15 protein-coding genes are annotated in these 15,202 nt (G+C 65.8%); all 15 read left to right on the top strand.

Annotated elements, in window-relative coordinates:
* The first annotated feature begins 331 nt into the window (after positions 1 to 331).
* On the top strand, positions 332 to 733 hold the full coding sequence (locus WIX39_RS23675) for an HU family DNA-binding protein (protein ID WP_106937236.1): 402 nt from the start codon (positions 332 to 334) through the stop codon (positions 731 to 733).
* A gap of 227 nt (positions 734 to 960) precedes the next feature.
* Positions 961 to 1,233 (top strand): hypothetical protein, encoded by a 273-nt coding sequence (locus tag WIX39_RS23670; protein ID WP_106937237.1) that lies wholly within the window; start codon positions 961 to 963, stop codon positions 1,231 to 1,233.
* An 80-nt stretch (positions 1,234 to 1,313) separates the two neighbouring features.
* Entirely contained in the window at positions 1,314 to 1,757 is a 444-nt protein-coding gene (locus tag WIX39_RS23665; protein ID WP_106937238.1) for a hypothetical protein, read from the top strand.
* Positions 1,758 to 1,800: 43 nt separating this feature from the next.
* Positions 1,801 to 2,241 (top strand): helix-turn-helix domain-containing protein, encoded by a 441-nt coding sequence (locus tag WIX39_RS23660; protein WP_106937239.1) that lies wholly within the window; start codon positions 1,801 to 1,803, stop codon positions 2,239 to 2,241.
* A gap of 766 nt (positions 2,242 to 3,007) precedes the next feature.
* Positions 3,008 to 4,603 carry a methyltransferase regulatory domain-containing protein gene (locus WIX39_RS23655; RefSeq protein ID WP_409195977.1) on the top strand — a complete coding sequence of 532 codons (1,596 nt, stop codon included), beginning with the start codon at positions 3,008 to 3,010 and terminating at the stop codon, positions 4,601 to 4,603.
* A 56-nt stretch (positions 4,604 to 4,659) separates the two neighbouring features.
* Positions 4,660 to 6,396, top strand: a complete 1,737-nt coding sequence (gene ggt / locus WIX39_RS23650; protein WP_409195976.1) for a gamma-glutamyltransferase — start codon at positions 4,660 to 4,662, stop codon at positions 6,394 to 6,396.
* Between the two features lie 62 nt (positions 6,397 to 6,458).
* Positions 6,459 to 7,226, top strand: a complete 768-nt coding sequence (locus WIX39_RS23645; RefSeq protein ID WP_409195975.1) for a pseudouridine synthase — start codon at positions 6,459 to 6,461, stop codon at positions 7,224 to 7,226.
* Positions 7,227 to 7,319: 93 nt separating this feature from the next.
* Positions 7,320 to 8,327 (top strand): YncE family protein, encoded by a 1,008-nt coding sequence (locus WIX39_RS23640; RefSeq protein WP_081271307.1) that lies wholly within the window; start codon positions 7,320 to 7,322, stop codon positions 8,325 to 8,327.
* Positions 8,311 to 9,126, top strand: a complete 816-nt coding sequence (locus tag WIX39_RS23635) for a polysaccharide deacetylase family protein (RefSeq protein WP_106937244.1) — start codon at positions 8,311 to 8,313, stop codon at positions 9,124 to 9,126. The genes WIX39_RS23640 and WIX39_RS23635 overlap by 17 nt, the downstream gene beginning before the upstream one ends.
* A gap of 9 nt (positions 9,127 to 9,135) precedes the next feature.
* Positions 9,136 to 10,110: a sterol desaturase family protein gene (locus tag WIX39_RS23630; protein WP_409195974.1), complete on the top strand. Its 975-nt coding sequence runs from the start codon at positions 9,136 to 9,138 to the stop codon at positions 10,108 to 10,110.
* Positions 10,111 to 10,160: 50 nt separating this feature from the next.
* A complete protein-coding gene (locus WIX39_RS23625) occupies positions 10,161 to 11,051 on the top strand; it encodes an EI24 domain-containing protein (protein ID WP_081271310.1) in 891 nt (296 codons plus the stop codon).
* The gene (locus WIX39_RS23620) at positions 11,048 to 11,848 is read left to right on the top strand and encodes a competence/damage-inducible protein A (protein WP_205367334.1); all 801 of its coding nucleotides are present in this window, start codon (positions 11,048 to 11,050) and stop codon (positions 11,846 to 11,848) included. The genes WIX39_RS23625 and WIX39_RS23620 overlap by 4 nt, the downstream gene beginning before the upstream one ends.
* Before the next feature lie 147 nt (positions 11,849 to 11,995).
* On the top strand, positions 11,996 to 13,411 hold the full coding sequence (gene glnA, locus WIX39_RS23615; protein ID WP_081271312.1) for a type I glutamate--ammonia ligase: 1,416 nt from the start codon (positions 11,996 to 11,998) through the stop codon (positions 13,409 to 13,411).
* A 140-nt stretch (positions 13,412 to 13,551) separates the two neighbouring features.
* Positions 13,552 to 14,067 carry a hypothetical protein gene (locus WIX39_RS23610; RefSeq protein ID WP_081271313.1) on the top strand — a complete coding sequence of 172 codons (516 nt, stop codon included), beginning with the start codon at positions 13,552 to 13,554 and terminating at the stop codon, positions 14,065 to 14,067.
* 29 nt (positions 14,068 to 14,096) lie between these two features.
* Complete coding sequence (gene glnL / locus WIX39_RS23605) at positions 14,097 to 15,176, top strand: nitrogen regulation protein NR(II) (protein WP_081271314.1); 1,080 nt, start codon at positions 14,097 to 14,099, stop codon at positions 15,174 to 15,176.
* Positions 15,177 to 15,202: the final 26 nt, after the last annotated feature.

The raw sequence follows: 15,202 nt of genomic DNA, 5'->3' as shown, positions 1-15,202 counted from the left end.
CCAAATGTTCAGCCACCTGCCAGTGCTCAAGCACCCTGGCCGATCGCATCAATGATCGGCAGCCCATTGGCGTTCTTCCCAACTTTGACTCACACCTTAACTCGGCCAAGAGCTCGATGGCCAAGTTGCGATGCCCAGGATGCTCTGTCGAGGAGAAAGCTCCTCGTGTACGAGGGATCTTTTCGTCTGCCATGCGCCCCTCGACACCACTTTATGCGGCCGAGTTACATAGGCCCTCTCGCAGTCGAATAAACTCCGCCCCGCTTGCAGCTTGTATTCGTTGCTGCGCCGCCATAGGCAACATGGCGAAATTAACCTAATAGGAACTCACTTGAACCGCATCGAACTCGTCGAAAAAATCGCTACCGCCCACAACCTCAGCAAGGCGGAAGCCGCGCGCGTCCTCGAGACCATCACCAGCACGATCGTTGCTGCCGTGAAGAAGGATGACGCAGTGCAGATCGTCGGCTTCGGCACTTTCAAGCAAGTGGCGCGCGCCGCACGCTCGGGCTTCAACCCCAGCGCCGGCACCAAGATCAAGATCGCCGCACAGAAGGTGCCGAAGTTCGTGCCGGGCGCCGCCTTCAAGGCCGCCGTGGACCCGAAGGCTGCAAAGCGCAAGGCCGACAGCAAGGCCGTGGCCGCCAAGCCGGCTGCCAAGCCTGCTGCGAAGCCCGCAGCAAAGAAGGCTGCCGCCCCCGCCAAGAAGGCCGTGGCCGCCAAGAAGAAGTAATTGACGCATTGCCGCGGCTTCGCGCCGCGGATGCCGGGCAAACGCCTGAACCGAAATGCCCCGCCCAGCGGGGCATTTTTCGTTGGGGCCAGAGCGAGCCGCGCGCCTGCATTTGCGGCGGTTGCCTCCTACATCGCGCCACACGTGGTGCGCTGTAGCTTGGTTTCTTCGAATTCAAGACAAGGGGATCAGAATGCAAAGCGCCAAGAACCTCGGTAGCGTCCTCCATGGCCGGCAATCCTTCGATCAAGGCGGCTGCCATGGATGAGATGCTCGAATTTCCCCATGCGGGCTGGACCTTCCTTTGCAGCGCGGAGAAGCTTCCCTCCGGTTCCTTTCAGGCCGTGCTCCGTTACAGGGCGCCGCCGAACGACGATATCCGCATGCTGAAGATCGATCCGGCCGCGGGGCACAGCGTGCGCGAGGCGCTCGAGCGCGCGAAGGCCATGGCTGTGGAGTGGGCCGCGAAGCGAGCCGATGACGGCAAAGGCGGCGGCTGAGGCGCCGCACGCACGCTGCCGCACGTTAGAGTCGGGCCGATGCCAACTCGCGGCCGCTCGATCGAGGCAGCCTAACAACGATGACGATCATCAAACCAGGCCGGCTTGCCCTTCAGGCGCTATTGCTCACGACAGCGGGTGCATGCGCTGCGGGAACGATCACATGCGTTCCCGGGCCTGCCGCCGCATCGGCGCCTTCGCACTGGATCCGCAGGATTGCCATCGACGAGCACTCGCGTACCGTCAACATGGACATCGTGCGTTCCAGGACAAAGGACACGGAGACGATGGGGAAGATGAGGGCCGAACTCCTCAGCATGGAGGAGACCCAGTCCGGCGAGCCGGTCTATGTGTTCAACGCCATCCCCAGTGTCGGTACTGATGTCACGCATCTCTTCAGGCTGTTCAAGGCCGGAGAGTGGCGTCTGATTGGCGCCGGTGTGACCTTCATGGGCAAGGTGCCTGCGCTGAGAGCGGTCGAGCCGGGATTGGTGCTCGATTGCAAGCGCTCCGACCTGGGTTAGCGTTCGTTCCTTATCGCCAGCATGAGCTAGGCACAATCGCGCTATGCCAAACATTGCATCCATTCTCAAAGCCGAAATCTCGCGCGTTGCCCGCAAAGAGGTTCGAGCGGAAATCGAGACGCTGAAGAAGGCCTCCGTACACCACAGGGCATTGATCGCCGCTCTGCGTCGCCAGGTGAATGCGTTGGAGAAGGAACTGCGCAACGTTGCCAGCAGTGCCGGCAAGCGTGCAGTGGTTAGCGATGTCGACGAGGCTGCCGAGGCGGGGCCCAAGCGGCGCTTCAGCCCGGCTCGACTGGCTTCGCACCGCAGCAAGCTGGGACTGTCTGCAGCCTCGTACGGCAAGCTCGTCGGTGTATCGGGCCAGACGATCTACCACTGGGAACAAGGCAAGGCGCGGCCGCGCGCTGCTCAGTTGGAGCGCCTGGCCTCTGTGCGCGAGTTTGGCAAGCAGCAGGCGGCCGAGCGACTTCAGGCCGGCTGAGGCGCTGGTCCCAGGTCGGGGATTACCCGGTCCACTTTCGTCGCAAGCTCAAACTATCTTCGGATCGACGAACAGCCGGCGTTAGCGCAGGCTGCCGCGAGGGGAGTGTTCATGACGCGAGGGTATTGATCAATGCTGAACAGCACTCGTCAACTGCGCTTGTCGGCGCTTTCTCGGCAGTTCGATCTCGCGGCCCTGATGACCATGCTGGCCGCCATTGGGAGCTGGCTGATGTTCTGGTTCGGCGAATGAACCGGATAGCGCCGGCCTGATCGGCGAAGTCCGTCAGTTGCACTCGAACAAGACGCCCTGTTCCGCAGGCGCCTTGCCAAGCCATCGTGGCGACTGTCCCTTGACGTCGCAGTAGTTCGAGGCCTGCACATAAGTCACGGCACGCAGCACGCCGGGGCGCACTTGCGTAACCTCGTTGGGAGGGGTCGAGCAGCCGGCGAGGACCAGGGCAAGCGGAAGCAGTGTGCGCCAATTCATCGGGCCATTCTAAGACCGGCCGGCAACTGGGCTGGTGTGCGATCCATATAGCGGTATCCGGAATGGTCGCCCGAGTGAACTGTATGCATATACAGTAAACTACGGGCTTGCCGACCGTTTTCTCCTTGACGGGTAAACCGTCCCCGCCGGTCAACCTGTGCGGGGCCTTGATGCATGCCAGCAGATAGGCTTTTTCACACCCAGCCCTCCGGCTGGGTTTTTTTTGCCTGGACCCGGGGCTATAGTCGTCGGCCGCTGCCACATCACAAGAATGCTCGTGTCGGACTCCCTGACTTCCACGCTGACCCGCTACTACGACGCGGTGCCTTATGACTCGCATCCGTTTCCCCAGTCGGCCATGGAGCATCTGGAAGCGCTGGCGTTCCTGTTCGGACTCGACACCCCGCCGCCCGCCGAAGCCCGCGTGCTGGAGCTCGGCTGCGCTGCCGGCGGCAACCTGATTCCCTTCGCTGCCCGCCATCCGGGCGCTCGTGCAGTGGGCGTGGACCTGTCCACCGTGCAGGTGGCGCAGGGCGCGGCGGTCATCGCCCGGGCGGGACTGTCGAACATCGAACTCAAGGCTTTCGACATCTCGGAGATCGACGCTTCGTTCGGCCAGTTCGACTACATCGTCTGCCACGGCGTCTACAGCTGGGTGCCAGGCCCGGTGCAGGACGCGATCCTGCGCATCTGCTCCGAGAACCTCGCGCCCAAGGGCGTGGCCTACGTCAGCTACAACGTGTACCCCGGCTGGAAGGCCCGCGAGATCGTGCGCGACGCGATGATCCTGCGCGGCGGCCCGCGCGACACGCCGGACGAAAAGCTCGCCTATGCGCGCGGCATGCTCGAGTTCCTCGAAGAGTCGGCCCGTGCCGACAGCGTGCTCAAGAAGACGCTCGAAGAGACGATGCCCATCGTGCGCAGCGCCAACAGCTCTTATCTGCTGCACGAGTTCCTGGAGCCCTGCAACGCGCCGTGCTACTTCAAGGAGTTCGTGGCGCGCGCCGAGGCCCGCGGGCTGGCCTACCTGTGCGATGCCGAGCCCTCGACCATGTTCGTGCAGAACTACGGCGACAAGGTGCGCGACCCGTTGCTGCGCGAATGCGGCGGCAGCCAGGTGTTGATGGAGCAGTACCTCGATTTCCTGGTCAACCGCACCTTCAGGCAGACCCTGCTGGTGGGGCAGGCGCGCGCCGGAGACATCCGCTACCGGATGGACCCCGCGCGCATTCGCACCCTCGAAGTCGCCGGCCTGTTCGCCGCCGAAGGCGGCGCGGAGCTGGCGCTCGATGCCAGCGAACAGCCCTGCGACGCGATCCGTGGCCTGAAGGTCACGCTGCGGTTGCCCATTCACAAGGCCGTCGCGCGCCTGCTCGAGGCGGCGTACCCGGCTTCGATGCCCGTGGAGACGCTGATCGCCGACGCAGCCCGGCTCGTCGGACAGCCTGCCGCAGCGGTCGACCAGGCGGCCATGTCGATGCTCGAGGAACTGCTGATCCTCGGCGCGCTGCGCTTTCGCCGCACGCCAGTGCCCGCCGCGGCCTCGGTGCCCGGCCTGCCGCGGGCGTTGGCCGCCGTGCGTAGCGCGCCCGGCCTGGCTCCGGCGGCCGGCGCGAACGCCAATGCCTGCAACCAGTGGCATGAGCCCGTGGCACTCACGCTGCTCGAACGCAGCCTGCTGCCGCTGCTCGACGGTACGAACTCGCACGACGCGCTGGCCGAGCATCTCGAAGCCGAAGTGCGCGGCGACCGCCTTCGCTTCGTCAAGGACGACAAGCCGTTGACCGACCCGCATGCAGTCAAGGCGTTCGCGCGCCAGCAGGTCGAGCTGGCGCTCGATGCCTTGCGGCGCAAGGCTCTGCTCGTGGACTGACCGGCGCGTTACCGTTTTGCTTTCTTCAACACAGGACCTACAGAGGAGACTCCTACATGCAAAAAATCCACTGGACCCCGAAGCTGCGCGCCGCCGTCACGGCGGTGTTCGCACTGGCGGCGGCCGGCGCCTCGAATGCGGCATCGGTGGCGCCCGTCGCGGCCGAGAACGGCATGGTCGTGAGCGCGCAGCACCTGGCGAGCAAGGTCGGGGTCGACGTGCTCAAGCGCGGCGGCAATGCCGTCGACGCGGCGGTGGCCGTGGGCTATGCGCTGGCCGTGGTGTACCCGGCAGCGGGCAACCTCGGCGGCGGCGGTTTCATGACCATTCAGCTGGCCGACGGCCGCAAGACCTTCCTCGACTTTCGCGAGAAAGCGCCGCTGGCCGCCACGGCCAACATGTACCTCGACAAGGACGGCAACGTCATCAAGGGCCTGAGCACCAAGGGCCACCTCGCCGTGGGCGTGCCGGGCAGCGTGTCGGGCATGGAGTACGCGCGCGAGAAGTACGGCACCATGAAGCGCGGCGAGCTGCTCGCCCCGTCGATCCAGCTGGCCGACAAGGGCTTCGCGCTGGAGCAGGGCGACATCGACCTGCTCGGCACCGCCACGGCCGACTTCAAGGAAGACCCGGCCTCGGCCGCCATCTTCCTGAACAAGGGCGAGCCCTACAAGGTGGGCGACAAGCTGGTGCAGAAGGACCTGGCCAAGACGCTGCGCGAAATCAGCGCCAAGGGCACCGACGGCTTCTACAAGGGCTGGGTCGGCAACGCCATCGTGGCGTCCAGCCAGGGCGGCAAGGGCCTGATCACGCAGGCCGACCTCGACCAGTACAAGACGCGCGAACTCGCGCCGGTGGAGTGCGACTACCGCGGCTACCGCGTCGTGTCGGCACCCCCGCCCAGTTCCGGCGGCGTGATCATCTGCGAGATGCTCAACATCCTCGAGGGCTATCCGCTCAAGGACCTGGGCTACCACTCGGCGCAGGCCGTGCACTACCAGATCGAAGCCATGCGCCACGCCTACGTGGACCGCAACAGCTACCTGGGCGACCCCGACTTCGTGAAGAACCCGCTCGACCGCCTGCTCGACAAGGGCTACGCCGAGAAGATCCGCGCCGTCATCGATCCCAAGAAGGCCGGCGTCTCCAAGGACATCAAGCCCGGCGTCGCGCCGCATGAAGGCAGCAACACCACCCATTACTCGATCGCCGACAAATGGGGCAACGCGGTTTCTGTGACCTACACGCTGAACGACTGGTTCGGCGCCAAGATCACCGCCGCCAAGACCGGCGTGCTGCTGAACGACGAGATGGACGACTTCACCTCGAAGGTGGGCGTGCCCAACCTCTACGGCCTGGTGCAGGGCGAGGCCAACAAGATCGAGCCGGGCAAGCGCCCGCTGAGCTCGATGAGCCCGACCATCGTGTCCAAGGACGGCAAGCCCGTGATGGTGGTCGGCACGCCGGGCGGCAGCCGCATCATCACGGCGGTGATGCTGACCATGATCAACGCCATCGACTACGGCATGAACGTGCAGGAGGCCGTCGATGCCCCGCGCTTCCACCAGCAGTGGCTGCCCGACGTCACCAACGTCGAAGCCTATGCGCTGAGTCCCGACACCCGCAAGATCCTGACCGACATGGGCCACAACCTGGGCGTGCCGCAGCCGGCCAACCACCTCGCGGCCATCATCGTCGGCGCGCCGTCGCTGGGCGGCAAGCCGGTCGGCAACAACCGCTTCTACGGCGCCAACGACCCACGCCGCAACACCGGCCTGGCAGCGGGCTACTGAACCTGCGGCACACTCGAAGGCGGTCGTGCCCGTGTCGGCGCGGCCGCTTTTTTTCATTTTTCATGCACCTGCAAGACATCCTCTACACCCAGGGCTTCGGCACGCGACGCGTGTGCGCGGGGCTGGTCCAGCAAGGCCACGTGACCATCGGCGGCCAGGCGGTGACCGACCCGTTCGCCGATCTCGATCCTGAGGGGCTTCTCTACACGGTCCAGGGCACGGCCTGGGCCTATCACGAGAAGGCCTACCTGATGCTGCACAAGCCGGCCGGCACCGAGTGCTCGCAGAAGCCCTCGACCTATCCGAGCATCTACACGCTGCTTCCTTCGCCGCTGCGCCTGCGCCCCAACAAGGGGGCGGTGCAGGGCGTGCAGGCCATCGGCCGGCTCGACCAGGACACCACCGGCCTGCTGCTTTTGACCGACGACGGCCAGTTCATCCACAAGATGGGATCGCCCAAGCACCACGTGCCCAAGGTCTACGAGGTGACGGCCAAGCATCCGGTGGACGAGGCGCAGATCGCGAAGCTGCTGGCCGGCGTGGTGCTCGACGACGATCCGAAGCCCGTGCGAGCCGCCGCCTGCGAGTCCGACAGCCCGCTGCACCTGCGGCTCACCCTCACCGAGGGCAAGTACCACCAGGTCAAGCGCATGCTGGCCGCGGTCGGCAACCGGGTCGAGGGGCTGCACCGCTCGCGCATCGGCGACCTCGCGCTGCCGGAAGACCTGGCGCCTGGGCAGTGGCGCTGGCTCACCGCCGAGCAGGTCGCCGCGCTGCGCGCACCGGCCAAGCCTGCCAAGCCCGCCAAAGCCGCCAAGCTTTCGGAGTAACAGGCGCTGACAGGGGGAGAAAGACGGGTTTCCAGGTCAGCCAGTCTTAATGCTCGACCGTTAAGATCGCCAGCTCTCTCTCGGAACCTTCCCTTGCGACTTCCTGCCCGCCCGAACGGCCGCATCGCGGCCTTCCTGTTTTCCTGCATGACGGCCCTGGCGGCACACACTGCCGCCGCCGCGCCGGCAGAGCCTCCCCCGATCTTCGTGCTCAACTCGCTGGATGCCAGCGTGAGCGTGATCAACCCGGTCGACTGGAGCGAAAAACAACGCATCACCACCGGCAAGGAGCCGCACCACATCTACATGACGCCCGACGAGAAGTCGGTCATCGTGGCTAATTCGGCGGGCGACTCGCTGACCTTCCTCAACCCCCGCACGGCCGAGGTGCAGCGGGTGGTGTACGGCATCATCGACCCCTACCAGCTGCAGTTCTCGCGCGACATGAAGTGGTTCGTCACGGCGGGCAACCGCCTGAACCACGTCGACGTGTACCGCTGGGACGGCAAGGACCTCAAGCTGGCCAAGCGCATCGCCACCGGCAAGACGCCCAGTCACATCTGGATCGACAACACCAGCACCATCGCCTACGTGACGATGCAGGACAGCGACGAGATGATCGCGGTCGACCTGCCTTCGCAGACCGTCAAGTGGCGCACCGCCACCGGCCCGATGCCGGCGGACATCTTCGGCACCCACAACGACAAGACGCTGCTCGTGGGCCTGACCGGCGGCGACGGCGTGCAGGTGTTCGACGTGGAGGGCGCGCAGCCCAAGCTGGTCGGCAAGATCCCCACCGGCAAGGGCGCCCACGCGTTCCGCTCGGCCGGCGACGGCAAGACCGTTTTCGTGAGCAACCGCGTGGCCAACACCATCAGCCGCATCGACCTGGCGACGCTCAAGGTCGTCGCCACCTATGCGGTGCCGGGCGGTCCCGACTGCATGGACGTGTCGGCCGACGGCAAGACGCTGTACGTGACCTCGCGCTGGGCCAAGAAGCTCACCGTGGTCGATCTCGTCGGCCAGAAGGTGGTGCGGCAGGTCAACGTGGGACGCTCGCCGCACGGCGTCTGGACGCTGGACCATGGCAAGCGCACGTAGGCGCGCCGGCGCGGCCGTGCTGCTGGCGCTGGCGTGCGGCACGGTGGTGCCGGGCGCCTGGGCGCAGCAGCAGGCCGCCACCTGCGAAAAGCCCGTCTACCTGACCTTCGACACCGGCCACATGGGCATCGCACCGCTGGTGGCCGACGTGCTCAAGCGGCAGAACGTGCGCGTCACCTTCTTCGCCGCCGCCGAGCGCACCCAGACCGACGGCGACAGCCTCGACGACCACTGGGCGCCCTGGTGGAAGGCGAGGGCGGCCGAAGGCAACGAGTTCGGCTCCCACACCTACGACCACGCCTACTGGCGCGCCGACGTCAAGGGCACGCCGCCGAGCTTCCGCATTAAGCCTTCGGCCGGCCCGCAGAACGGCAAGGAATCGACCTGGAGCGCGGCCGAGTACTGCGCCAACATCCGGAAGTCGTCCGACCGACTGGCCGCCATCACCGGCAAGAAGCCGCTGCCGCTGTACCGCGCGCCGGGCGGCAAGACCTCGCCCGCGCTGCTGGCGGCAGCCGAGGGCTGCGGCTACAAGTACGTCGGCTGGGCGCCCGCCGGCTTCCTCGGCGACGAACTGCCGAGCGAGAAGTTCAGCAACGCGAAGCTGCTCACGCAGGCGCTCGACACCATCCGCCCTGGCGACATCCTGCTCGCGCACCTGGGCATCTGGTCGCGCAAGGACCCGTGGGCGCCGGCCAACCTCGAGCCGCTGATCGTCGGCCTCAAGGCCAAGGGTTTCTGTTTCCAGACGCTGCGCCAGCATCCGGACTACCGCGCCTGGATCGCATCCCACTCCTGAGTTCGCGCCATGATCGATTGGCTGACTGACGCTTTTTCTGCCCTCCAGGGCTGGTTCTTCGAGGCCGTGGTGCAGCCGCTGGTGTTTGCCGTCGGCCTTGGCGGCTGGACCGAGGACGCTTTCGATGCCACCGGCTGGCTGCTGGTCGGGGTCATCCAGATCCTGGTGCTGATCGCGATTATCGGGCCGCTGCAGCGCTGGCGCTCGGTGGAGCCCGTGGTCGACCGCCACGCTATTCGCATCGACGTGCTCTACACGCTGATCCACCGGCTCGGCCTGTTCCGGCTGGCGATCTTCTTCACGCTGCAGCCTTTCTTCGACGACGCCATGGGCAGCCTGCGCACGGCGGGGTGGGGCACCCTGCACCTCGACGAGGTGTGGCCCGGCGTGACCGACGTGCCGGTGATCGCTTTCGCGATCTACCTCGTGGTGCTCGACTTCGTCGGCTACTGGATCCACCGCGGCCAGCACCAGTTCAACTGGTGGTGGGGCCTGCACTCGCTGCACCACTCGCAGCGCCAGATGACGATGTGGAGCGACGACCGCAATCACCTGCTCGACGACATCGTCCACGACACGCTCATCGTCATCGTGGCGCAACTCATCGGCGTGGCGCCGGGGCAGTTCATCGCCTTCGTGGCCTTCACCCAGCTCAGCGAGAGCCTGCAGCATGCCAACCTGCGGCTGAGCTTCGGCGCCATCGGCGAGCGGCTGTGGATCAGCCCGCGTTTCCACCGGCTGCACCACAGCATCGGGCTGGGCCATGAATCGAACGGCAGGAGCACGCTCGGCGGCCACAACTTCGGCGTGCTGCTGCCCTGGTGGGACATGATGTTCGGCACCGCCAACTTCGAGAACCGCTACGACCCCACCGGCATCCGCGACCAGGTGGAGCCCGGCACCGACGGGCGCGTGCGCGAGTACGGCCGGGGGTTCTGGGCCCAGCAGTGGCTCGGCCTGAAGCGAATGGTCGGACGCGCTTGAGGGTCACCGGCCCCTGACGGCGCCGCTCCAGGCGTTATCCTCGCTGCCTCATGCGCCTGCTCCTCGACTCCTTCTGGCGCGCGGTCGCCTATTGCATGCTGCCGCGCGTGATCGTGCTGTCGCTGCTGCCCCTGGGGTTGATGGTGGTGCTCGCCGCGGGCCTCGGCTATTTCTACTGGGAAGCCGCCGTGGCCTGGACGCGCGGCGCGCTCGATGCATGGCCGCTGCTGGCCAGCTTCTGGGCCTGGATCGGCCGGCTTTTCTCGAGCGACGTGACGGCCATGCTGGCGCCGCTGGTGGTGGTGTTTGCCGCCACGCCGCTGATCGTGGTGGTTTCGCTGCTCGTCGTGGCCGGCTTCATGGCTCCCGCGCTCACCCGGCTGGTGGGCGAACGCCGCTTTCCCTCGCTGGAGCAGAAGAAGGGCGCCTCCTTCTTCGGCAGCGTGGCCCGCTCGCTCGCCGTCACCATCCTCGCGCTGGTCGCCCTCGTGGTGTCGATGCCGCTGTGGCTCATTCCGCCGCTCGTGCTCATCCTGCCGCCGCTCATCTGGGGCTGGCTCACCTACCGCGTGATGAGCTTCGACGCACTGGCCGAGCACGCCAGCCCCGAGGAGCGCGCCACCCTGCTGCGCACGCACCGGCTGCCGCTGCTGTGCGTGGGCGTGCTGTGCGGCTACCTGGGCGCGGCGCCGAGCATCGTCTGGGCCTCGGGCCTGCTGTTCGCCGCCGCTTTCTTCGTGCTGGTGCCGATCGCCATCTGGATCTACACACTGGTCTTCGCCTTTTCGGCGCTCTGGTTCGCGCACTACTGCCTCGACGCGCTCGCGCAACTGCGTGCCCAGCGCGCGGTGGCCGCGGCGGCGCCGGGTGCCGAAGGCGCCCCGGCCCTCGAGGCCGCGGAAGCCAACAGGGCCGCTCTTTCTCAATGGGGTTCACCATGACACGCGCATTCGGTCTTATCGTCGTCGGCGACGAGATCCTCTCCGGCAAGCGGGCCGACAAGCACATGGCCAAGGTCATCGAGCTGCTCGCAGCACGCGGCCTGCAGCTCAGCTGGACCGAGTACGTGGGCGACGAGCCCGCGCGCATCACCGCCGCGCTGGAGCGGGCCTTTGCCTCCGGCGACATCGTCTTCTCGACCGGCGGCATCGGCGCCACGCCCGACGACCACACCCGCCAGTGCGCGGCCAAGGCCCTGGGCGTGCCGCTCGCGCTGCACCCCGAGGCCGAACTGCTGATCCGCGAGCGCATGCAGGACACCGCGCGCGAGCAGGGCGTGCCCTACGAGCCCGACCGCGCCGACAACGTGCACCGGCTCAACATGGGCGTGTTCCCGCAGGGCGCCACGCTCATCCTCAATCCGTACAACAAGATCCCCGGCTTCAGCGTCGGCGACGTGCATTTCGTGCCGGGCTTCCCGGTCATGGCCTGGCCGATGATCGAGTCCGTGCTCGACGCCCGCTATGCCGAGCTGTTCACCCGCAACGCGGTCGCCGAGAAGTCGGTGATCGTTTTCGGTGCCATGGAAGCCACCCTGACACCGCTGATGCAGGCCATCGAAGACACGCACGCCGGCGTCAAGGTGTTCAGCCTGCCCAGCGTCGACCACCCCCAGTACGGGCGGCACATCGAGCTGGGCGTCAAGGGCGACCCTGCCCGGCTCGATGCCGCCTATGCCCAGCTGATCGAAGGCCTGCACACCTTTGATGCCAAGCTGGGCCCTGAATTGGTGCGTTAATTCTTATTGCACCAATGTGGTGATATTTCTTGGCCATTTGTGGTTCGCTTTGGTGAACAAGGCCTCATCCAGAGAGGTGACAATGGCACAGAAACTGCATCCCTCGTCCCTGTATTCCTAACCACCATCCAACTCCAGGAGAAACTGATGGCAAAGACCGTCGCCGATGTACTCAAGCTCGTCAAGGAAAACGAGGTCAAGTTCGTCGACTTCCGCTTCACCGACACCCGCGGCAAAGAGCAGCACGTGACCGTGCCGGTCTCGGCTTTCGATGAAGACAAATTCACCTCGGGCCACGCATTCGACGGCTCGTCCATCGCCGGCTGGAAGGGTATCGAAGCCTCGGACATGCAGCTCATGCCCGACCCCAACACCGCCAACATCGACCCCTTCTTCGAAGAAACGACGCTGATCCTGACCTGCGACGTGATCGACCCCGCCGACGGCAAGGCCTACGAGCGCGATCCGCGTTCGCTCGCCAAGCGCGCCGAGGCGTACATGAAGGCCTCGGGCCTGGGCGACACCGCCTTCTTCGGTCCGGAACCCGAATTCTTCGTGTTCGACGGCGTCCGCTGGAAGAACGACATGTCGGGCTGCTTCGTGAAGATCGAGTCCGAAGAAGCCTCGTGGAACACCGACAAGGAATACGAGCACGGCAACACCGGCCACCGTCCCGCGGTCAAGGGCGGCTACTTCCCGGTTCCCCCGGTCGACAGCTTCCAGGACATGCGCTCGGAAATGTGCCTGGTGCTCGAATCGCTCGGCATCCCGGTCGAAGTGCATCACCATGAAGTGGCCAACGCCGGCCAGATGGAACTCGGCACCAAGTTCAGCACGCTCGTGCAGCGCGCCGACTGGGTCCAGCTGCAGAAGTACGTGATCCACAACGTGGCCCACGCCTACGGCAAGACCGCCACCTTCATGCCCAAGCCCATCGTCGGCGACAACGGCTCCGGCATGCACGTGCACCAGTCGGTCTGGAAGGACGGCAAGAACCTGTTCGCAGGCGACGGCTACGCAGGCCTGTCGGACTTCGCGCTGCACTACATCGGCGGCATCATCAAGCACGCCCGTGCCCTGAACGCCATCACGAACCCCGGCACCAACAGCTACAAGCGCCTGGTGCCCGGCTTCGAAGCCCCGGTGAAGCTGGCCTACTCGGCCAAGAACCGCTCGGCCTCGATCCGCATCCCGTTCGTGGCCAACCCGAAGGGCCGCCGCGTCGAAGCGCGCTTCCCCGATCCGCTGATGAACCCGTACCTGGGCTTCGCCGCGCTGCTGATGGCCGGCCTGGACGGCGTGGAAAACAAGATCCACCCGGGCGAAGCCGCCAGCAAGGACCTGTACCACCTGCCGCCGGAAGAAGACGCGCTGATCCCGACCGTCTGCCACAGCCTCGACCAGGCCCTGGAATACCTGGACAAGGACCGTGCGTTCCTGACCAAGGGCGGCGTGTTCACCGACGCCTACATCGACGCGTACATCGAACTGAAGATGCAGGAAGTCACGCGCTTCCGCATGGCGACGCACCCCGTCGAGTTCGACATGTACTACTCGCTCTGATCGACGAGCAAACAGCCTTCACAGGCATGTAAGTCAAAAGGACGGCCTCGGCCGTCCTTTTTCCTTGGGGCGGAACATCGGGGCTCCGGGGGCGTCGAATTGCATGAAAATGCGCCTTTGTCGCGCCTCCATCGATACACATGAAGACAGCTTCTCTCTTTTTCCTGGCCGGTTCACTCCTGATCGCGTTGCCGGCGGTTGCGCAGGAACGCGTCTGGCGCTGCGGCAACGAATACACGAACAACGCGACCGTGGCCCAGCAAAAGGGCTGCAAGGTCCTCGAAGGCGGCAACGTCACGGTGGTGCAGGGCACCCGGGCTTCGGGTGGCGGATCGGCATCGTCGTCCTCGGGTACTGCTTCCACGGCGGCGCGCGCGCCGGCCGGCAGCCCGCGCGTCGAAGGCGTCGACCAGCGCGCCCGCGACGGCGAGGCCCGCTCCGTGCTCGAGTCCGAGCTCAAGAAGGCCGAGGCCCGCCAGGCCGAGCTGCTGAAGGACTACAACAACGGCGAGCCCGAGAAGCAGGGCAGCGAAGGCCGCAACTACCAGAAGTACCTCGACCGCGTGGCGGAAATGAAGGCCGAGATCGCGCGCAACGAGAGCGACATCGCCGGCATCCGCCGCGAAATCAACCGGCTGCCGCCCCGGCAGCAGTAACCAACAGCAAGCGCAAGCAAGAAACCTCTATGGCATTCGGGAAGAAGGCGACCGGCGCCAATCCGCGCTTCCAGTCCTTCGACCTGCTGTCCACCCTGATCGCGGTGGTCAACAGCAACGGCTCCGTGCTGTTTGCCAACGCAGGCCTCGAAGACGCACTCGGCACCTCGCGCCGCACGCTGGAAGGCTCGCAGTTCGGCGCGTGCTTCCATGAGCCGCAAGTGCTGCGCACCGCCATCGACGGCGCGAGCAGCAACGACTTCGCGACGCTGCGCTACGAGGCGTTCCTGCGCCGCGTCAACCACGAGCTCATGCCCGTGCAGGTCACGCTCGCGCAGGGCGAGAAGAAGGGCGAGCTCATCATCGAGATGTCGCCGCTCGAGCAGCAGGTGCGGCAGGACCGCGAAGAGCGGCTCATCGACCAGGCGCAGGCCAACAAGGAACTCATCCGCAACCTGGCGCACGAGATCAAGAATCCGCTGGGCGGCATCCGCGGCGCGGCGCAGCTGCTGCAGATGGAGGTCGAGTCGCGCGACCTCATCGAATACACGCAGGTCATCATCCACGAGGCCGACCGGCTGCAGACGCTGGTCGACCGCCTGCTGGCGCCGCACCGCCGTCCCCATGTGGTGGGCGACGTCAACATCCATGAAGTGTGCGAGCGCGTGCGCTCCGTGATCCTCGCGGAGTTTCCGCGCGACCTGCACATCGAGCGCGACTTCGACGTCTCCATTCCCGAGTTCCGCGGCGACCGCGAGCAGCTCATCCAGGCCACGCTCAACATCGTCCACAACGCCGCGCAGGCGCTGGCCGAGCGCCGCGCGGCGGGCGATGCGCAGATCACTTTCAAGACCCGCGTGGCGCGTCAGGTGATTTTCAACAAGCAGTGGTATCGATTGGCACTGGAATTGCATGTAATCGACAATGGACCGGGTGTGCCGGACACGATCAAGGACCGCATCTTCTATCCGCTCGTATCGGGCAGGGAAGGCGGGACCGGGCTGGGATTGACGCTCGCACAAACTTTTGTGCAACAGCATCACGGCGTGATCGAGTGCGACAGCGTCCCGGGCCGAACCGATTTCAAGATATTGATACCGCTGCCCTAGCGCAGCCACCGGCAACAGAGGAGATG

It is taken from the genome of Variovorax sp. AB1(2024) (assembly GCF_037482385.2).
Taxonomy (GTDB): Bacteria; Pseudomonadota; Gammaproteobacteria; order Burkholderiales; family Burkholderiaceae_C; genus Variovorax.
The sequence above is the reverse complement of the archived record's forward strand: the minus strand, read 5'-3'. Positions and strand labels throughout refer to the sequence as shown.